At 67.9% G+C, this 17,310-nt stretch carries 20 protein-coding genes and 1 pseudogene; 9 read left to right on the top strand and 12 right to left on the bottom strand.

Features of this window, described 5'->3' with window-relative positions:
- Nucleotides 1-435: 435 nt before the first annotated feature.
- The 4 genes from GWK61_RS59240 to GWK61_RS02835 all read right to left on the bottom strand — a co-directional run bounded on the left by GWK61_RS59240 (nt 436) and on the right by GWK61_RS02835 (nt 3,684).
- A complete protein-coding gene (locus GWK61_RS59240) occupies nt 436-1,047 on the bottom strand; it encodes a TetR/AcrR family transcriptional regulator (RefSeq protein ID WP_194904554.1) in 612 nt (203 codons plus the stop codon).
- Nucleotides 1,048-1,230: 183 nt separating this feature from the next.
- The gene (locus tag GWK61_RS02845; protein WP_194904552.1) at nt 1,231-2,085 is read right to left on the bottom strand and encodes an alpha/beta fold hydrolase; all 855 of its coding nucleotides are present in this window, start codon (nt 2,083-2,085) and stop codon (nt 1,231-1,233) included.
- 89 nt (nt 2,086-2,174) lie between these two features.
- Nucleotides 2,175-2,921, bottom strand: a complete 747-nt coding sequence (locus GWK61_RS02840; RefSeq protein ID WP_194904550.1) for an SDR family NAD(P)-dependent oxidoreductase — start codon at nt 2,919-2,921, stop codon at nt 2,175-2,177.
- Between the two features lie 43 nt (nt 2,922-2,964).
- Nucleotides 2,965-3,684, bottom strand: coding sequence for an SDR family NAD(P)-dependent oxidoreductase (locus GWK61_RS02835; RefSeq protein ID WP_194904547.1), 720 nt, complete (start codon nt 3,682-3,684; stop codon nt 2,965-2,967).
- Nucleotides 3,685-4,004: 320 nt separating this feature from the next.
- On the opposite strand from GWK61_RS02835, the gene GWK61_RS02830 reads away from it, so the two are divergent.
- A complete protein-coding gene (locus tag GWK61_RS02830; RefSeq protein ID WP_194904646.1) occupies nt 4,005-4,331 on the top strand; it encodes a ricin-type beta-trefoil lectin domain protein in 327 nt (108 codons plus the stop codon).
- Nucleotides 4,332-4,599: 268 nt separating this feature from the next.
- The gene (locus GWK61_RS02825) at nt 4,600-4,785 is read left to right on the top strand and encodes a hypothetical protein (RefSeq protein ID WP_194904545.1); all 186 of its coding nucleotides are present in this window, start codon (nt 4,600-4,602) and stop codon (nt 4,783-4,785) included.
- A gap of 56 nt (nt 4,786-4,841) precedes the next feature.
- On the opposite strand, the gene GWK61_RS02820 is transcribed toward GWK61_RS02825, so the two are convergent.
- The 4 genes from GWK61_RS02820 to GWK61_RS02805 all read right to left on the bottom strand — a co-directional run bounded on the left by GWK61_RS02820 (nt 4,842) and on the right by GWK61_RS02805 (nt 7,838).
- On the bottom strand, nt 4,842-5,384 hold the full coding sequence (locus tag GWK61_RS02820; protein ID WP_194904543.1) for an RNA polymerase sigma factor: 543 nt from the start codon (nt 5,382-5,384) through the stop codon (nt 4,842-4,844).
- Nucleotides 5,385-5,443: 59 nt separating this feature from the next.
- The gene (locus GWK61_RS02815) at nt 5,444-6,547 is read right to left on the bottom strand and encodes an acyltransferase family protein (protein ID WP_194904540.1); all 1,104 of its coding nucleotides are present in this window, start codon (nt 6,545-6,547) and stop codon (nt 5,444-5,446) included.
- 142 nt (nt 6,548-6,689) lie between these two features.
- Entirely contained in the window at nt 6,690-7,037 is a 348-nt protein-coding gene (locus GWK61_RS02810) for a sensor histidine kinase (protein ID WP_323747386.1), read from the bottom strand.
- Nucleotides 7,038-7,247: 210 nt separating this feature from the next.
- Entirely contained in the window at nt 7,248-7,838 is a 591-nt protein-coding gene (locus tag GWK61_RS02805) for a TetR/AcrR family transcriptional regulator (RefSeq protein WP_194904538.1), read from the bottom strand.
- A gap of 134 nt (nt 7,839-7,972) precedes the next feature.
- Between GWK61_RS02805 and GWK61_RS02800 the strand changes: the two genes are divergently transcribed.
- Genes GWK61_RS02800 through GWK61_RS02790 form a run of 3 tightly spaced genes read left to right on the top strand, consistent with a single transcriptional unit; the run spans nt 7,973 to nt 10,138 of the window.
- Nucleotides 7,973-8,905 (top strand): SDR family NAD(P)-dependent oxidoreductase, encoded by a 933-nt coding sequence (locus tag GWK61_RS02800; protein ID WP_194904536.1) that lies wholly within the window; start codon nt 7,973-7,975, stop codon nt 8,903-8,905.
- Between the two features lie 20 nt (nt 8,906-8,925).
- Nucleotides 8,926-9,699, top strand: a complete 774-nt coding sequence (locus GWK61_RS02795; RefSeq protein ID WP_194904533.1) for an SDR family NAD(P)-dependent oxidoreductase — start codon at nt 8,926-8,928, stop codon at nt 9,697-9,699.
- Nucleotide 9,700: 1 nt separating this feature from the next.
- Nucleotides 9,701-10,138 (top strand): VOC family protein, encoded by a 438-nt coding sequence (locus GWK61_RS02790; RefSeq protein WP_194904532.1) that lies wholly within the window; start codon nt 9,701-9,703, stop codon nt 10,136-10,138.
- 634 nt (nt 10,139-10,772) lie between these two features.
- On the opposite strand, the gene GWK61_RS02785 is transcribed toward GWK61_RS02790, so the two are convergent.
- The gene (locus GWK61_RS02785; RefSeq protein ID WP_194904530.1) at nt 10,773-11,657 is read right to left on the bottom strand and encodes a MerR family transcriptional regulator; all 885 of its coding nucleotides are present in this window, start codon (nt 11,655-11,657) and stop codon (nt 10,773-10,775) included.
- 131 nt (nt 11,658-11,788) lie between these two features.
- On the opposite strand from GWK61_RS02785, the gene GWK61_RS02780 reads away from it, so the two are divergent.
- From GWK61_RS02780 to GWK61_RS02765, 4 genes and pseudogenes are all read left to right on the top strand, one after another.
- On the top strand, nt 11,789-12,172 hold the full coding sequence (locus tag GWK61_RS02780) for a nuclear transport factor 2 family protein (RefSeq protein WP_194904528.1): 384 nt from the start codon (nt 11,789-11,791) through the stop codon (nt 12,170-12,172).
- Between the two features lie 74 nt (nt 12,173-12,246).
- Complete coding sequence (locus GWK61_RS02775) at nt 12,247-13,197, top strand: alpha/beta hydrolase fold domain-containing protein (protein WP_194904526.1); 951 nt, start codon at nt 12,247-12,249, stop codon at nt 13,195-13,197.
- Between the two features lie 178 nt (nt 13,198-13,375).
- The gene (locus GWK61_RS02770; protein WP_194904524.1) at nt 13,376-13,792 is read left to right on the top strand and encodes a YybH family protein; all 417 of its coding nucleotides are present in this window, start codon (nt 13,376-13,378) and stop codon (nt 13,790-13,792) included.
- 439 nt (nt 13,793-14,231) lie between these two features.
- Nucleotides 14,232-15,253, top strand: a pseudogene (locus tag GWK61_RS02765) (IS5 family transposase).
- Nucleotides 15,254-15,439: 186 nt separating this feature from the next.
- Here the strand turns inward: GWK61_RS02765 and GWK61_RS02760 are convergent.
- The 3 genes from GWK61_RS02760 to GWK61_RS02750 all read right to left on the bottom strand — a co-directional run bounded on the left by GWK61_RS02760 (nt 15,440) and on the right by GWK61_RS02750 (nt 17,274).
- A complete protein-coding gene (locus GWK61_RS02760) occupies nt 15,440-15,901 on the bottom strand; it encodes an SRPBCC family protein (RefSeq protein WP_194904522.1) in 462 nt (153 codons plus the stop codon).
- Nucleotides 15,902-16,025: 124 nt separating this feature from the next.
- Nucleotides 16,026-16,343, bottom strand: a complete 318-nt coding sequence (locus tag GWK61_RS02755; RefSeq protein ID WP_194904520.1) for a hypothetical protein — start codon at nt 16,341-16,343, stop codon at nt 16,026-16,028.
- A 62-nt stretch (nt 16,344-16,405) separates the two neighbouring features.
- Nucleotides 16,406-17,274, bottom strand: a protein-coding gene (locus GWK61_RS02750) for an IS5 family transposase (RefSeq protein WP_194904518.1) whose coding sequence is annotated in 2 segments (ribosomal slippage) — nt 16,406-17,109 and nt 17,109-17,274 — 870 coding nt in all. Because the reading frame shifts where the segments join, the coding sequence is not laid out codon by codon here.
- Between the last annotated feature and the right edge of the window lie 36 nt (nt 17,275-17,310).

Raw genomic sequence — 17,310 nt, 5'->3', positions numbered from 1 at the left:
GCTTTCACGATCTTGGCGCGGAGCTCCGACGGTGCGGGAGCGGCGGCCGGGCCCGTGCGGTCCGGGACGGTCACGCCGGCGCTGCCGGTCATCTGGTTCTGGCTTCAGGCTTGTAACACCGGCCCGGTCCATGCCGGCAAGTGCTATCTCAACCGGCCCTGCCCGACTCCGCCAGCCGGGGTGTCGAAACCGTCCGGCCCATCCGCGATGAGCCCAAGAATCTACTTCCCGGCCCGCAACCGATCCTCATTGGAACCTAGTGCGATCCTGGCCCATGCTCCTGATGAATCGTCAAGGCTTGAACGGAGCGTACTGGCCGCAGCTGCGCAGTTGGGCTGATGGCCGCCGGATCGTCCAGGTGGAGGGCTTGCTGCTCGGTGTGTAGCTGTCGCATCACTGACCAGCACGCCAACAGCTTCGGGCGTCACCGGGCTTTTACTTGGTGCCGGCTTCGCTGTGATTCTTGACCGCCGCGTCGAACAGCGCGGCAGCCGCCGCTCGGGCGGTCGTGGCCGCCGAAGGGTCCCGGTCCATGCGGGCTGAGACCCCCGCGCCGTCGTACAGGAGGTGTAGCTGCCGCGCGAGCTCTTCGTAGTCGGTGACGCCGGCTTCCCGCGCCAGGTCCGTGAACAGCGTCCTGACCCACTTGCGGTATCGGTCTGTGGCGCATTCGACCGGGCCGCCGGGTACCGCCTCGGCGCTGGCCGTGATGTGTGCGCAGCCGTTGAAGTCGGGTTCGGTGAAGATCTGGCCTTGGGCGTCGAAGACGCCCAACAGGCGCTCGCGGGGTGTGCGGAAGCGGGTCAGGGTGCGCTCGACGCCCTGGCGGGTCCGGTCCGTGCGGGCGTCCAGGTAGGCCTGCACCAGTTCGTCTTTGCTGCCGAACACGTTGTAGAGCGAGGCTTTGGCGACGCCGGCCTTCTGGACGACGCGGTCGATGCCGACGGTCTGGATGCCTTCGCTGTAGAACAGTTCGTCGGCGGCGGCCAGCAGGCGTTCACGTACGGATGGTTTCTGGCTGTTGACCGTGTTGACCTTGGCGGGCATCGGGGTTTCCTTCTTTCAGACTGTCGGTACAGTCTACTGCCCCATTCGGGGTCCCGTTCGACTTCTACCCGCACTAACAAGGCTAGACAGGACAGTCTTCCCGGTCGACGTGCCAGAAGGCGGCCACCGTGCTCCGGTGACCGCCTTCGCCCTGCAGGCCCCGTTGTCTGGCTGGCGCGTCTCCTAGCGGTCGAGGAACAGCTTGGTGTGGGTGACGAACCGCTGCGGGTACTGGAAGTGGGCCCCGTGGTTCGCGTCGGGGTAGAGGATCAGCTCGGCGTCCGGCAGGAACTGCTGGAGGATGTAGGAGTTGATCGTCGCGATGATGATGTCGTCGGTGCCGTTGACGACCAGGACCGGGATCTTGATGTTCTTCAGGTTCGCGTATGCGGGGTCCTTGGCTGCGCCGTAGGTGTGGATGGCGGTGCCCTGGCCGGCGTAGACCTGCTCGCCGAAGGGGGAGGCGTCGCGGTCCTTGCGGGCCACGATCCGCTCGACGTACTCCCGGCCCAGCTTCTGGCTGGTCTCGGTCGGGGAGAACAGGATCGGCAGCCACATGTCTTCCTGCCTGGGCAGCTTGACGCTGAACAGCGCGCCGATCTCCGGCGGTGTCTCGCCGATGCCGACGCCCCCGCGCGGGCCGGTACCGACCAGGACGAGCTTGCGGGCCAGGTCGGGCCGCTGGATGGCGACTTGCTGCGCGACCAGGCCGCCCATGGAGTGGCCGACCAGGTCCACGGTCGTCAGGCCGAGGGCGTCGATGAAGGCCGCGGCGTCGGTGGCCATCTGCTCGATGGTGTCCGGGACTTCGCCGCTGGTGGAGGCGACTCCGGTGTTGTTGAACAGGATGACCTCGCGGTCGGTGGCGAACCCGTCGCCGATGGCTGGGTCGTGGTCGTCGAGGTTGCCGATGAAGTGCTGGAAGAACACGATCGGGGTCCGGCCGGCGGCCGGGTCGCCGAAGCGGCGGTAGGCGAAGCGGATGCCTCCGGCCTCGACGAACTGGGTGGGAACGGTGTCGTGGGTGTGGTCGCTCATGGTGGCACGTCTCCGTGTTGGGTGGCTCGCTCGGCTGGTAGGGGGCGCGTGCACGTGATCCAGGTGCTGTGCGCCGGTTCTGGCAACGGTCAGTTGGTGGTCATGCCGCCGTCGACGTTGAGGACGTGGCCGGTGATGTAAGAGGCCTCGGCCGAGGTGATGAACACGATCGCGTCGGCGAGTTCTTCGGACAGGCCCAGGCGCCCCATCGCTGTTTCCGCCGCCAGGACCGCTTTGTTCTCCGGAGTGCCGGTGAAGCGGGTCAGCATGCCGGTGTCCGTGGGGCCGGGAGCTACCGCGTTGACCCGGATTCCGTCCTTCGCGACCTCCAGCGCCACCGACTTGGTGATGCCTTCGACGGCGTGCTTGCTGCCGACGTAGACCGAGGCGCCCGCCGCGCCCTCGTGCCCGTAGGTCGAGGAGATGTTGACGATGCTGCCGCTGCCCTTTTCCTGCATGGCGCGAACCTGGTGCTTCATGCTCAGGACGACGCCCAGGACGTTCGTGTCGAACGTCGCGTTGAAGGTCTCCGCGCTTTGATCGGTGATCGGGCCGGGCTGGCCTTCGGTGCCGGCGTTGTTGACGGCCACGTCCAGACGTCCGAATCGCGCGACGGTCCGGTCGACCATGGCGCGCACGTCGTCCTCGTTGCGAACGTCGGCGTTGACGAACTCGGCCTGCGCGCCGAAGGCGCGCAGCTCTTCGACGAGCTCACTTCCGGCTTCGTCGCGCCGTCCGGTGACGACCACGTTCGCTCCCTTCTTGGCGAAGGCGACGGCGGCTGCGCGGCCGATGCCGGTGAGCGCCCCGGTGATCAGAACGACAGGCTGGTCCATGTTTTGTGCTCCGGTTGTCGGTGGGTTGTGTGGCTGTGCGGAGTCAGATGGCGGTTCGTCCGCCGTCGACGGGGATGACGGCGCCGGTGATGTAGCCGGCGGCTGGTGAGGCCAGGAAGGCGATGGCGTCCGCGATCTCCTCGGCCTGCGCCGCACGGGACAGGAGCGTGGTCTTCCCGAGGGTCGCGATCCGGTCTTCCGCAGCGCCGCCGGTGTAGGCCGGCCCGGGGGCGATGGTGTTGACGCGCACGCCGCGCGGGCTGTACTCGGCGGCCCAGGACCGGGTCAGCGCGGCCAGCGCGGCCTTGGTGGCGCTGTAGGCAGCGCTCCCGGCCAGACCGATCTGCCCGACCATGCTGCCGAGGTTGATGATGCTTCCCCGGCCGCGCTCGGCCATCTTCGGCGCGATCGCGGCGGTGAGGTAGTACGCGCTGCGGACGTTGGCGGCGAACAGCTGGTCGTATCGGTCGGGGTCCAGGTCGGGGGTGGGGCCGAACCAGGAGAAACCGGCGTTGTTGACCAGGACGTCGACGTGCCCGGCCGCGGACGCCAGTCCGGCGATGGCGTGAACGTCGGTGAGGTCGGCGGGCAGGAACTCGGCGCTGCCGCCGGCGCTCTCGATCTCCTTGACCACCGCGGCTGCGCGTTCGGCGTCCCGCCCGTGGACCAGGACTTTGAACCCGTCCCGGGCGAGCTTCAGCGCTGCGGCCCGGCCGATACCGGACGTCGCGCCGGTCACGAGGGCGGTGCGCGGATCAGACATGATCACGCCTCCTGTTGATTGATTAGACTGGTCTGTCTGCTCTGTTGCCTACCTAAACAGTCCGATCCTGTCTCGTCAAATCGAGGCTGGTGACCTATTCTTGAGCTGGTATTTCACACGGCGAGGAGTGAGTCCTTGCCTGCAACACGAATTAGACAGACTGGTCTAATCAAGAGGTTGTCGACGCCGAGGGCAACGAGTTCTACACCGGCGCCAGCGGAACCCGCCCGTCAGCACCAACAGGAGAGCCGTCGTGACGACACAGGAACCGAAGATCCCCGCTCAACGTCACCTCGGGCACCGCCGCTCCCGGAAGCACACTGGATATCGACACCTGCGCCAACAACCGGCCGCAGTGGTTCACGCTGCCCTCGGGCGGCTTCGGCGCAGGCCCCACCGGCCCGGCGGCCTCCGGCATCGCCGGAAAGTGTCTCGACGTGCTGAACGGGCAGTCGCAGGACTTCGATGCGGTTGACCTCTACAGCTGCAACGGCACAGCCGCGCAGGTGTGGTCGCTGGAGTCGGACGGCACGATCCGGGCGCTGGGTAAGTGCCTCGACGACCCCGGCGCGACCACGACCGACGGCACGCAGTTGCAGATCTACACCTGCAACGGAACCCTCGCGCAGGTGTGGCGACTTCCGTAAACGAAAACGCTGCGCGTCATCATCGCATCCGTTCGGCCTCGGCGGGTCTGGTTCGCCCCGCTGTTCATCGGCAACGACCCGGCCGAGGCCGAGCGGACCGCGCGAGTCGAAGCCGTCGCGGTGTCGGCTGCGATGCTGCGGGACACGCTTTCCGCTGCGTGAATTCTCACCAGCTGCTACGGCTCGACGGACTCGTCGACACCGTGGTCGCCTACACCCCGGGCCGGTCGGCGACGTCGGGGTCACGGCCGCCGCGAACGACACCATCGTGGTCGACGACGCCGGACTCAGCGTCCCGTCCGAGGCGATGTCCCTGTTCGCGCGCTTCCAAGTCGGCTCCAGCCGCCTCGGCCTGGCCATCGCCGCCTGGGTCGTCCGCGCGCGCGGCGCTTCGTTCACGGTCAGATACCTCCAACACAGTCGGTGCCAATCCCCTGCGACGCTGTGCTCGTGAACGGGCATCGGCGGGCCCGGGCATCGCGCCGGCCGCCCTGGCGGCCCACATCCGCTTCACAGCTGGCCTCGCTCTCGGAGTGTCCGCGCGACGGAACGCAGCCCACGGCTGGACGTGGACTTCACCGTGCCGCGGCTGATCCCCGTCGTCGCAGCGATATCCGCCTCGGACATGTCAGCCCAGTAGCGCAGCACCAAAACTTCGCGTTGACGCTCTGGGAGCTCCTTCACGGCTATTAGCACTTCCCGATGCACGCGAGGCAGCGCTTCTTCCTCAGCTGATTCCGCAGGGGGAAGGAAGAAGGGAGGATGGTCGCGGGCCATCTTGCGGCGTCGCATGATCGACCGGGCGTTGTTGACCACCGCCGTCCGCAGGTAGGACAGCGGGCTCTCCAACATGTCGGTCCGGCCGCGGTGGCTGTGCCACAGCCTCACGAACACGTCGTGCACCGCGTCCTCGGCGTCGCCCCGGTCGCCGAGCAGCGCGATCGCCAGGTGGGTCAAGGGCAGGCGGTGTCGTTCGTAGAGGTCGGCCAGCGTCAGCCCTGGGGGCCCGTCGTCCTTGGCCCGCGAAACCGTCGTGACTGTCAAGGTGGTCATGGCCGCCAGAGTGGCTGAGGGACTCTGAGGTTTTGATGAGGCAGCGTGGCGGGAACGCCTCAGGGTGCCGCCGCGGCTGGAGATCGCACCGTCGGCGGGTCGACAGCTGCGCTTCGTCGGCGGCTCCTCGGCAGGAGGCTCGGCCGCCGACGGGCTGCGATGTCCTCGACCCAGCCGAAGACCAGCGTGGCCAAGAAGGTCCACAGGAACGTCCCGAGCACCAACAGGACCGCTCCTTTGACCGTGTCTTCGGCCTCAAGCCCGAATCGCGCGAGCACCACGCCGACGGCAGAGATGCCGGGGTTGTGCCAGAGATAGATGGTCACCGCCCGGGCGTTGAGCAGGTCGATCAGCCGCTCCAGCCACGGCACCCGGGCCAGCCAGGCCATGCTCGGCCGGAACCGCAACAGGAGCAGGACGAATGCGAAGGACCAGAACGCGTTCGGCATCGCGTCCGTGGTCAGGTCGAAGTTGGAGGACTCCCGCCCGATCCAGGTCAGCCAGCCGCCGATCGCGGCGGCGGCCAGGACGAGCGGCACCACCACCCTCCACTTCAGCCGCAGCAACATTCCGTCGTGATGGGCGAATCCCAGCAGCCAGCAGGCCAAATAGGTGCAGAAGTCCCGGGCCGGGTTCAGGACCATGTCGCCCAGACCGAACGAATGGTGATCCAGCACGTACAGCATCAGGAACGGCAGACCCAGCATGAGCACCGAGAAGCGGCGGAACAGCGGCAGCAGCAGCGGCGTCAGCAACACGAACCACAGATAGGTACTGATGTACCACAAGACCCCGTTGAAGAAGTCGCCCCACTCGCTGGACGGCGGGGCGTTCAGCGGCAGGATCCAGAACAGCATCTTGGGGTCGGTCGGCTGCGTCGCGTCGTCCGCGGGCCAGCCGTGGAACAGCATGACCAAGAAGGCCACCGCGCCCAGTGCCCACAGCGGAAGCAGCAGCCTGCGCAGCCGGTGGCCGACGGTCCGCACCGCGGATCCGGACTTCGTCATCGACGCGGCCATCAGAGACCCGGCGAGGGCGAACATGATGCCCATCGACGGAAAGAGGATCGTCAGCCATCCGACGCCCAGCGCGTGGTAGACGATCACTCGCACGATGGCGAGCGCGCGAATCGTGTCGATATAGCGATCCCGAGTCCCTGCCATCAGCCTCTGCTTCCCATCCGATTTCGCCACGGATGGGAGTCTCATTCAGGTGGCATGAGGATTCGGTGAGGCGGTCTTCATCCAGCCGTGCCATGCGGGCTGTCGTTCGAATCCTTCAGCATCGAGACCAGCTATGAATCCGTCACGGTCGCTTGTGAGGTGGGATGCGCAGGCTGAATCGGGCTCCGCCACGGGTACTGGTGGTGACATTCAGTGAACCGCCGTGGGCGTGTGCCACCCAAGCAGCGATGGACAGCCCGAGACCGCTGGAACCAGCACCGCTGTGGAAGCGCTCGAACAGCGATTCCACAGCTTCGGGCGGGATGCCGGGGCCGGCGTCGTCCACCACGACGGTCCCATCCGCGCCGACGGTGATCTGGATGTCGGCCGGCTCGTCGCGTGTGTGGCCGTGAACCGGCGCGTTTCCCAGCAAGTTGGCCACAGCGCGGCGTACCAGAGCGGCGTCGGCGACGACGGTGGTCGCCTCCACCTCGACGCTCACCGTGTGCCCGTCGGCCGGGGTGTCGGCGACGACGGCCTCGACCAGCTGGTCGAGGCGCAGCGGCTCCTGGTTCAGCTGCAGTGCGCCGGCGCGGAGGCGGGCGCGGGTGAGCAGTCGGTGACGGTCTGCGGGCCGTGTTCGTACAGTTCGCGCAGGACCGCGGACAGGTTCATGCGACGTCGGCCTGGCCCGCTGCGATCAGTCCTGTGCAGTGGATTTTCGTGCGTCGACGGCTCGGGTGGAGAGGCTGTCCAAGAGTAGGGAGACGAGGCGGGAGGCGAGGTCGCGCTGGTGCTCGTGGCCGCTGATGAGGGTGATACCGCCCAGCGCCATGAGTACGTCATTGGTTGAGGCGTCTTCGCGCAGTTCCCCGGCGTCGATCCCGGCGGCCAGGAGCATGGCGACCGCGTTGCCGAGCGCTTCGCGGCTGTGCAGTCGAAGGCCTTCCCGGGTCGCGAGGATCGCGGGCAGGGCGTCCGCCATGCCCTGCTTGGTCTGCATGTAGTCGACGAATGCCTCCATCCAAGCGCGCAGAGCGGGGATCGGGGCGCTGGTTTGGAGCAGTTCGGCAGCCGACTCGCTGAGCCGGGCGGTTTCGTTGCGGTAGATGGCCTCGATGAGGTCTTCGCGTGTCGGGAACCGGCGGTAGAGGGTGCCGATCCCCACGCCGGCTTCGGCGGCGATCGCCTTGAGCGATGCGTCCGGCCCTTTCTGCGCGAGGGTTCGCGCAGCGACTTCCAGCAGCCGGTCGTGGTTGGCCTGCGCGTCGGCACGCAGTGACCTGGACATCCGATCCCTCCTTGCATCCGGAGCCGGCTCCGCTTATGCTCGCTTAAGCGGAGCCTACTCCGGTTACGCATGGTAGCGGAAGATCCCAGCGCAGCCCCCGCCCGGAGCGGGAGTGCGTTCAGAGAGGAACGATCATGAACGAGATCCCCTTCGGCCCTCAGTCGACAGCCGCCGAGGTCATCGCCGGCGTGGACCTCACCGGCCGCCGAGCGATCGTGACGGGTGCGGCCGGCGGGTTGGGGCGCGAGACCGCCCGTGCGCTGGCGTCGGCCGGCGCCGAAGTGACGCTCGCCGCGCGCAGGCTGGACGCCGCGGACACCGTCGCCCGCGAGATCGCCGCGGAGACGGGGAACCCGCAGGTGCACGGGGCGCAGCTGGACCTGGCCGACCCCGCCTCGATCGCGCGGTTCGCCCAGAGCTGGTCAGGGCCGCTGCACATCCTGGTCAACAACGCCGGGATCATGGCCACTCCGGAGCAGCGCACCCCGGAGGGCAGGGAGCTGCAGTTCGCAACGAACCACCTCGGCCACTTCGCGCTCGCGGTGCGCCTGCACGACGCACTCGCCGCCGCCGGCGACGCCCGGGTGGTCGTGGTCAGCTCGGTCGGACACGTCAACGGCCCGGTCCGCTTCGAGGACCCGGACTTCACCAAGGAGCCCTACGAGCCGTGGCTGGCCTACGCGCAGTCGAAGACGGCGAACGTGCTGTTCGCCGTCGAGGCCGCCAAGCGCTGGGCAGCGGACGGCATCGCGGTGAACGCGCTCAACCCCGGACGCATCTGGGGGACCAACCTCGGCCGGCACATCGAGACGCCGCCCACCTCCTTCGATCCGACCGGTAAGACCGGCGTGACGGAGAAGAGCATCGAACAGGGCGCCGCAACCTCGACCCTGCTCGCGGCTTCACCCCTGGTCGAGGGCATCACGGGCGCGTATTTCGAGGACTGCCAGGTAGCCGAACCCCACGTCCCGGGCGTGCGCCGCGGCGTCGCGGACTACGCCGTCGACCCCGACAACGCCCGTCGCCTGTGGGACCTGTCAGTCGAACTGACCGGCGTAGGCGCATAAGCCCGACCGAGGAGAGAGAAATGATCAAGGAACCAGCCGATCGCTTCGACGGCCTGCGGGCGTTCGTCACCGGCGGCGGCAGCGGAATCGGACAGGACACCGCCGTGACGCTGGCCCGGCTCGGCGCCTACGTGACCGTCGCCGGACGCACGCAGCGAAGCCTCGACGAGACGCTCGAGGCGATCCGCGCCACAGGCGGGCAAGGCCAGACGGTGATCTGCGACGTGAGCGACGAGAACTCGATCGCCCGCGCGAGCGCCGCCGCGGGCGGGGAAGACGGGCAACTCGACATCGCGGTCAACAGCGCCGGCGTGAGCGGCGGCGACACGCTGCAGCCGCTGGCCGACTACGACACGGCCCAATTCGACCGCATCATAGCCGTCGACCTGCGCGGATCGTTCCTGTCGATGAAATACGAACTCGCGCTCATGGCGCCCCGCGGGTCAGGGGCGATCGTGAACGTCGGCTCGGGCACCAGCCTGGTGGGAGTTCCCGGTTTCGCCGGCTACGTCGCGGCCAAGCACGGCCTGGCCGGCCTGACGAAGACCGCGGCGCTCGACTACGGCGCGATGGGCATCCGGGTCAACACCGTCGCGGCCGGCCTGGTCGAGACCCCGCTCGTCGCGACCGGCAGATCTCCCGAGGTCATGGCGGCACGCATCGCGCAACACCCGATCGGCCGCATAGGACAGCCCCAGGAGATAGCCGACGCCATCGTCTGGCTCTGCTCCGCGCGTTCGAGCTTCGTCACCGGCGCGGTCATCCCGGTCGACGGCGGCTACACGGCCCACTGACATGGCGACCACCAACGATCACATCGGCCTGTCCGTCGGCGAGATCGAGCGCGTCAGCGAGTTCTACTGCGGCGTCTTCGGCATGACGTCCACGGGCACGCACACGCTGGCGGACGGCGTCTCACGAATCAGCCTGCTGGCCGGTACCGAAGGCGTACGCCTCGAGCTCACCGAGATCCCCGGCTCGCTGGCAAGAAACCACACCAGCGTGTACGACGGCGCACGAACCCAGGGATGGTTCCACTGGGCACTACGCGTGGACGACCTCGACACCACGCTCGAGGCGGTCACCGCGCGCGGCGGGCACGTCATCACCGGGCCGACACACGCCCAGACCAGACCAGGGGTCACGTTCGCCTACGTCACCGACCCGGAGGGCAACCTCATCGAGGTGATCACAGCACAAAACAAGAGCGCCGAGACCACCGACCACCTGTGATCTCGCAGGCCCAAGCCCCGAGCATGACGAACTCCACCGAGGAGTTCTGCAATCAACTCACGTCATGGTCAGCCCAGAGGGGGCGGGATCCGGCGCCTCGAGTCACCTTGGTGCGTCGCCGGCACAAGGACACCCCGGACGCCGAAGGCGCCCGGGCTGGCGCTACGCGGGTACCGGAGCGAACGCGCGCAAGCTGGGAACGGGCCTCGGAAGACCCTTCCGATCACCATCAGTGTGCTGCACAAGCTACTGGGCACCTGCAACCGACGACGCTGGCCGGCAGGCGCGACCGGGTGCTGCTGGTGCTGGGCTACGCACTGCACAGTCGCCGCTCGGAGCTGTCCGCGCTTCGGATTGGAGGACACCTACGGCTACGTCCGGCCGCCCATCGATGGAACCCAGTACCCAGACATCGGCTTGTGACCGAGGGCGAGGCGCTGCCGGAGGCGGTGACCGTACCGTGGACCGGAGCCGATCCGGCATCGGTTGACCTGCTCGGATTCCCCGAGCCGCTGTTCTGGCGCCGTGAGGCGACCGGGATCCACGTCAACCTGCCATCCGGGCGCCAGGCGTCCTATGCCTTCGTCCTGGCACTCGGGTCGCCTCTTGGGGCGGTCCCTGGCCCGGTTGGTGATCAGTGGCGGTCCCTCGACCGGTCGTCGTCGCCGTTCGTGCGCGCCGCGGGTTCGCCGGGGGAGGGTCCGGTGTGGAAGATCGGCCAGCAGATCTCGGTGCGCCATTCGGCCGCCTCCGCGCTCTCGCGGCGCCCGACCGGGTAGTACTCGCGGATCGGGCCGTCCACGGCCAGCGCGTGCTCGGCGACGTACGCGCCGAGGGTTCCGTAGGCCAGGTCGATGTTCGCGTGTGTGCCGCGGTGCACGATCGTCGCCAACTCGGCAGGTGGTACCACCAGCACGTCAACCCGGCCCATCGGACGTACGGGTCCGGCGCAGGGCACGAAGATCGTTGCCGATCCGCGTTCGTGTGTGAACAGGTCGGTGCTGTAGATCCCGCCTGCGGGTGCGTCGGCGGTCAGGCCCTGGGCGTCGAGTGTCGCGTAGATCTCGCCGAGCGCGCCCTGGTACCAGGTCAGCGCTTCGGTGACGTCCACCGTTTCGGTGATCGCCGCTGCCGGTGTGGACGGAACGCTCCGCCGCCCGATCTCGGCTCGGCCGCCGCCCGACGCGCCGGTCAGCAGGTCGCGCAGTGAAGCCACCGCGGTCTGCGTGCGCACGAGTTCCTGCTCCATCTGGTCCAGGTGCGCGGTCAGCAGCGCGTTGCGCGCATCGAGGTCCGGGGCGGCGAGCACCTTGGCGATCTGCTCGACCGGCATGTCCAAAGCGCGGAAGCGGCGGATGATCTGCGCGATCGGGATCTGCGCGGTGGTGTAGTACCGGTGCCCCGTGTGCCGGTCCACCTCATCCGGCTCCAGCAGGCCCACCCGGTGGTAGTAGCGCAGCGTCTTCACGCTCAGGTGCGTAGCCCTGGCGAAGTCACCGATCGGCAGCGTCGCGTCCATACCCGTCACTGTGCCACCTCCCCTGAGGGGAGATACACGGGCGCGCGCGGGTCTTGCACCTCTCCTCAGGGCACGTCCGAGGCTGGTTTCAGGCGGTCTACCGAGCCGCCGACCCGAAGGGAGCCGAGACCATGACCACATTCACGACCGCATTCACGACCACCGCGCTGCCGCCTGTCGTCGCCGAATACCTCGCGGCAGTCAACGCCTTCGACCTGGACCGGATGCTCGCCACCTTCGCCCCGGACGCCTACGTCAACGACGCGCGCCGTGAGATCAACGGCATCGCCGCGATCCGGGCCTGGGCCGCGAAGGAGATGATCGGCGACCGAGTGACGATGGAGCCGATCGAGGTTGTCGAGCACTACGGCCAGACCATCGTGCGCTCGCGCTACGACGGCACCTACGACAAGACCAACCTGCCGGCCGAGCTGATCATGTCGGACTACTTCAGCGTGCGCGACGGCAAGATCGTCAGCCTCGCCGTCATCCGCAATCAGCCCTCCCCGTACTGACACGCACCGCGCCGCACGGCGCCCATGACGCCGTCCGGCCCGTTCGACGCCCCTGGAAAGCGAGAACCACTCCCGTGAACTACACCCTCGACCCCGAACTCGTCCCCCTCCTGGCCGGCCGCACCGACCAGGGCGCCGACGCACCGGCCCGCAAGCGCGGGGACTGGAAGACGATCCGCGAGGCTGGCAACCTCGGCCAAGCTGCCATGGCGGCGCTCGTCCCCCCGGTCAGCGGGATCACGACCGCCACCTACTTCGCCACCGCACCCGACGGTGCCCGGATCGAGCTGCGCTGGTACACCACCGGCCAGAGCACAGCCCCCGGCCCGGCCGTGCTCTACGCCCACGGCGGCGGCATGATCCTGGGCGACCTGAACGCCTACGACACCCTGCTGTCCTGGTACGTCGCCCACAGCCGCGTGCCGTTCCTGTCTGTCGGCTACCGCCTGGCCCCCGAAGTGAATGGCACCATGCTCGCCGAGGACGTCTTCGCCGGCCTGACCTGGCTCATCGACCATGCACGCGACCTGGCCGTGGACACCGGACGCATCGCGGTGATGGGCGACAGCGGTGGCGGCGCGCCCGCCGCGGCGACCGCCATTCTCGCGCGCGACCGTCATATCCCGCTCTCCCGCCAGATCCTGGTCTATCCCATGCTCGACGACCGCAACCAGACACCCGACCCGGCCCGCCAGCCCTTTCTGACCTGGACCTACGACGACAACTACACCGCGTGGAACGCGGTCCTCGGCGACACGCTCGGCACCGCGGCCGTCTCCCCGATCGCCGCACCGGCCCGCCTGACCGACTACGCCGGCCTGGCCCCGGCCTACATCGACACCGGCGACCTCGACATCTTCCGCGACGAAGACATCGCCTACGCGGCCCGCCTGGCCGCCGCCGGCGTCCCGGTCGAACTGCACGTCCACCCCGGCGTCCCCCACGGCTGGGACCGCCTCGCACCCCAGTCCGGGGCCGCCCAACGCGCCTTCACCGACCGCATCCGCACCCTGGCCGCCCTCTAAGCGGCCGACTCATCAGGGGAGAAACCCCCGACGACCAGCACCGACGGCATGCCTCAGGCAGGAGATCTCCCCTCAGGGGAGATCTAGTCACCCGGCCGGGCCTTCCAACTCCCCTGACGGCACGCCGCAAGCTCATCCGTGCAGGCCAATCAGGCCGCGAGACGAAGGGAACACAGCCATGACGACGACGGAGCAAGACAAAGAAGCCATCATCGCCATCGTCCGCGAGATGGCGGACTCGATGACCGGCGCGCAGAGCACCCGGCACTGGGCCTCGGACGTGCTGTGGTTCGACATCCCCCCGTTCGCCTCCAGGGGCGTCGCCCCGGCACGCAAGCTGTTCGACGACACCTTCGCGAACTTCGAGTCCTGCAAGGTCGACATCCTCGAACTGGACGCGAAGGTCGACGGAGACATGGGCATCGTCTGCACGGTGCAGAGCACGAACATCGTCCTCAAGAACGGCGGCACCAAGCACGTCATGGCCCGGCAGACCGACTGCTTCCAGCGGCGTGGGAACGGCTGGGAACTGATCCACCAGCACGCCTCCGTCCCGGCAGGCGGCGAATGGGACGGAAAGATCACCACAGCGTAAAGCCCGAACAACGTCGCGACGGGCTTCCCGGCTCGCCGATCTCCTCGCCGACGGCAGCGCCCGCGACGGCAAACTCACCCAGCCTCCTCGCGGGCGGCAGCCGGACGGATTCTCGGCGATCTTTCGTAGAAAGATACGACGACGAAGAACCCGTGAGAATCCGAAAGGTCCGACAAGAACAGCTACTCAACTAGACTGGCGAAGCGCATGTATTCGAACCATGTTGTATTCTCCGTGCCTGGTCAGATGAGCCAAAATTCGCGGCCGTGCCTTGGTGGGTTATCGGGGTTCGCGCTGTCAGGTGTTGGGTGAGGATTTCGGTGGTGGAGTCCTTTGTGTTTGCCAGCCCGCTTCGCTTCCGAGCGCGCTAGGAGCTGTTCGGGGTTCGGATCTAGGTGGGGCTTGGTGGCGGGCTGGTCGGGGCTGGTAGAACTCGGGTGTGGCGCGTTTCGATGTGACGGATGCCGAGTGGGCGCTAATTGAGCCTCATCTGCCGGCGGCGGCTACCGGGCCGCTGCCGCGGCGGGTGCGGGACCAGTTCAACGGTGTCCTGTGGCGGTTCCGCACCGGCTCCGGCTGGCGTGACGTGCCGGAACGCTACGGGCCCTGGTCCACGCTCTACTCCCGGTTCAATGCTTGGGCCAAGTCCGGGGTATTCCAGGGGTTGATGGAGGCGCTGATCGCGGAGGCGGCGTCGCGCGGGCTGGTGGGTCTGGAGTTGGTGAGTGTGGATTCCACGGTCGTGCGGGCGCATCAGGAATCGGCCGGGTTGGCTATCGCCGGGGAGACTCTGGATGCGCTGGAACAGGCATTGACCGAGGAAAAAGGGGCTCCGTTGGACCAGCAGCCGCCGGTGCTGCGGGTGATGCACCGCAGACCACACCCGGTGCGGACACCACCGACCCGCCGTCGGATCAGGATCGTGCCGCCACACGCCGACGTCGCAAGGCCCGGGCAAAGGCTGCCGGGCTCGGACGGTCCCGCGGCGGGCTGAGCAGCAAGGTCCACGCCGCGGTCGATGCCAACGGCCTGCCGCTGGCGTTCGTGCTCACCCCCGGCCAGGCCGCGGACTGTCCCCAGTTCCAGACCGTCCTGAACAAGATCCGCATCCCAGGGCCGGTCGGCCGGCCTCGCACCCGTCCTGCCGCGGTGGCCGCCGACAAGGCCTACTCCTCCAAGGCCAACCGCGCCTACCTACGGCGGCGGCACATCACGGCGGTCATCCCCGAGAAAGCCGATCAGCAGGCGAACCGGAAGAAGAAGGGATCGGCCGGCGGACGGCCCGTCGGCTTCGATGCGGAGCGCTACAAACAGCGCAACACCGTCGAGCGCTGCTTCCAGAAGGTCAAGACCTGGCGTGGCCTGGCCACCCGCTACGACAAGTCGCCGACGAGCTACGACGCCGGACTGCACCTCAAAGGCTCGATCATGTGGCTGAAGCACCTCACCTCAACCACATGATCCAAACCCCGAACAGCTCCTAACACGCATGGACGGCCGCGCGGGTACTTCGGATACTGCGAGTCGAACCCGTCGGGGTTGACGTTGTGGCTCGCGTCCCGGACCCGGTCTGGGCTGGGACGTGCCTCGACCGGCGCGTCGCGAATCACGGGGCAGATGTTCTCTGCGGCGGCATTGGGGACCGGACTACGCGGTGTCGCCGTGCGGGCGGTTGCGGGCCTCGACGGCTTTGATCGTGTTCTTCAGTGCCTTCCTCAGAACTCCCTTTCCGATACTGCCCACGAGCAGCCCCAGTGCCTTGCCCTTCAAGTTCTTGCCTTCGCGGACCACGTCGACCGTCAGCTGGGTCGTCCCGTCGGCTTGTGGCGTGAGCGTGTATGTGTGGCCTGAGCGGTCGCCCCAGGTGTTGGAATCGATGGTGGTCATAGTCACGTGGCGGGGGTCGGACCAGTCGTACTTCAGCCGTTCCCAGATACCGTTCGAGCCTTCGGTGACGTCCGCGGAGGTGGAGCCCGTCTCGTGCACCTTCAAGTACTTGTCGGAGCTGTTGCCGAAGAGTTCCTGGCGGCCGGGGCCGAAATCCGTCAGGCCGGCCAGAAACTGTTCCGGGGTCGCGGTCGTCGTCTCGGTGAGATGGATTGTTGGCATGGTGTACTCCAGAGATGGGATCAAGGCCGGGATTCGGGCCTCGGTCTACATCTTCGCGCCGCCGGTCACGAACGGCGACGTCAAAGTGCCCGCGACGTTCACCCGAACGGGTCTAGGCCGTGTCTTAGAAGTCGGCTGATGGCTTGGCGCCGTTGCGAGCGGCCATCCAGATGGTGATGTCCTTGGCGATGCGGCCGATGTCGTCCTGGACGGTCAGCTCGTGTTCGCGGTGGCGGACGTCGCGCAACTCGACCTCGTAGCCGTCTTCATCCAGCAGGGATACCGAGGCGAACCAGGCCGGGTCGTCGGCGTCGGGCTGGATGACGACGAACGTGTTGTCGGCATGGTTCAGCTCGCCGATCATCATGAACAGCGCGTCTTCGGACGGATCGTCGATGCCGTCGCCGTTCTCGGCGTCCGCGCGGTAGTACGAGGCGGGCATCGGCGTCCTTCCAGTGGCCAGGTGATCCGGTCGCGACCAGCATTGCAGGTCGCGACCGGGGATCACAGCCAGTCGGTGAGGGCGGCGATGGTCACGGTGGCGGCGAACCGGACGGCGAGTTTGTCGTACCTGGTCGCCACGGCCCGGTGCCGCTTGAGCCGGTTGATCCCGCACTCCACGGCGTGCCGCAGCTTGTAGTCCTCGCGATCGAATACTGGCGGCCGATCGCCGGTGCTGCCGCGACGTTTGCGTCCGGCGATCTGGTCGCGGCGCTCCGGGATCGTGGCCCGGATGCCGCGCTTGCGCAGGTAGACGCGGTTGGCCTTCGAGCAGTATGCCTTGTCAGCCCGCACCCGGTCCGGGCGGCAGCGGGGACGGCCGGCACCGGGACGAGGCACTCGGATCGCCTCCAGCACCGGCACGAACTGCGGGGAGTCGCCGCGCTGGCCAGCGGTGACGACCAAAGACAGCAGGCGCTGACCGTGTTCACAGGCCAGATGAATCTTGCTGGTCAGGCCGCCGCGGGAGCGGCCCAGGCCATGGTCGGCCGGTTCGATCTCCACCCCACCGGGCGGCTCCTTCTGGGCTGCGCCGTCGCGGCGGGCACCGGCGGCGTGCTGATGGGCCCGGCTGATCGTGGAGTCCACCGACACGTCCCAGATGATCCGTCCGGCGGCGTCGGCCCTGGTCTGGAGCCTGGTCAACAACATCGCCCACACGCCCTCGCGCTGCCAGCGCCGGAACAGCGAATACACCGTCTGCCAGGGCCGTACTCCTCGGGCAGGTCACGCCAGGGCGCACCCGTCCGCACTCGATGCCGCACTCCGTCGATCAGCCTGCGCTGAAACAGGGCAGGTCGGCCTGTTGCAGCGACAGGCAACAACGGCTCCAGCACCGTCCACTGCGCATCACTCAAGTCCCCTCGCGCCACACCGAGATCATCCCGGTGCGGCACGATCAACGCGAC

This window comes from Catenulispora rubra, assembly GCF_015356825.1.
In the GTDB taxonomy this organism is placed as follows: Bacteria; Actinomycetota; Actinomycetes; order Streptomycetales; family Catenulisporaceae; genus Catenulispora; species Catenulispora rubra.
This window is presented reverse-complemented; position numbering and strand designations above follow the sequence as displayed.

What these genes read in the sequence shown, in the direction of transcription:
- GWK61_RS02785 (WP_194904530.1), bottom strand. Translation starts at nt 11,657, where the DNA reads ATGGACGCGACGCTGCCGATCGGTGACTTCGCCAGGGCTACGCACCTG.
- GWK61_RS02845 (WP_194904552.1), bottom strand. Translation starts at nt 2,085, where the DNA reads ATGAGCGACCACACCCACGACACCGTTCCCACCCAGTTCGTCGAGGCC.
- GWK61_RS02840 (WP_194904550.1), bottom strand. Translation starts at nt 2,921, where the DNA reads ATGGACCAGCCTGTCGTTCTGATCACCGGGGCGCTCACCGGCATCGGC.
- GWK61_RS02820 (WP_194904543.1), bottom strand. Translation starts at nt 5,384, where the DNA reads ATGACCACCTTGACAGTCACGACGGTTTCGCGGGCCAAGGACGACGGG.
- GWK61_RS02780 (WP_194904528.1), top strand. Translation starts at nt 11,789, where the DNA reads ATGACCACATTCACGACCGCATTCACGACCACCGCGCTGCCGCCTGTC.
- GWK61_RS02755 (WP_194904520.1), bottom strand. Translation starts at nt 16,343, where the DNA reads ATGCCCGCCTCGTACTACCGCGCGGACGCCGAGAACGGCGACGGCATC.
- GWK61_RS59240 (WP_194904554.1), bottom strand. Translation starts at nt 1,047, where the DNA reads ATGCCCGCCAAGGTCAACACGGTCAACAGCCAGAAACCATCCGTACGT.
- GWK61_RS02835 (WP_194904547.1), bottom strand. Translation starts at nt 3,684, where the DNA reads ATGTCTGATCCGCGCACCGCCCTCGTGACCGGCGCGACGTCCGGTATC.
- GWK61_RS02760 (WP_194904522.1), bottom strand. Translation starts at nt 15,901, where the DNA reads ATGCCAACAATCCATCTCACCGAGACGACGACCGCGACCCCGGAACAG.
- GWK61_RS02800 (WP_194904536.1), top strand. Translation starts at nt 7,973, where the DNA reads ATGAACGAGATCCCCTTCGGCCCTCAGTCGACAGCCGCCGAGGTCATC.
- GWK61_RS02815 (WP_194904540.1), bottom strand. Translation starts at nt 6,547, where the DNA reads ATGGCAGGGACTCGGGATCGCTATATCGACACGATTCGCGCGCTCGCC.
- GWK61_RS02770 (WP_194904524.1), top strand. Translation starts at nt 13,376, where the DNA reads ATGACGACGACGGAGCAAGACAAAGAAGCCATCATCGCCATCGTCCGC.
- GWK61_RS02805 (WP_194904538.1), bottom strand. Translation starts at nt 7,838, where the DNA reads ATGTCCAGGTCACTGCGTGCCGACGCGCAGGCCAACCACGACCGGCTG.
- GWK61_RS02790 (WP_194904532.1), top strand. Translation starts at nt 9,701, where the DNA reads ATGGCGACCACCAACGATCACATCGGCCTGTCCGTCGGCGAGATCGAG.
- GWK61_RS02795 (WP_194904533.1), top strand. Translation starts at nt 8,926, where the DNA reads ATGATCAAGGAACCAGCCGATCGCTTCGACGGCCTGCGGGCGTTCGTC.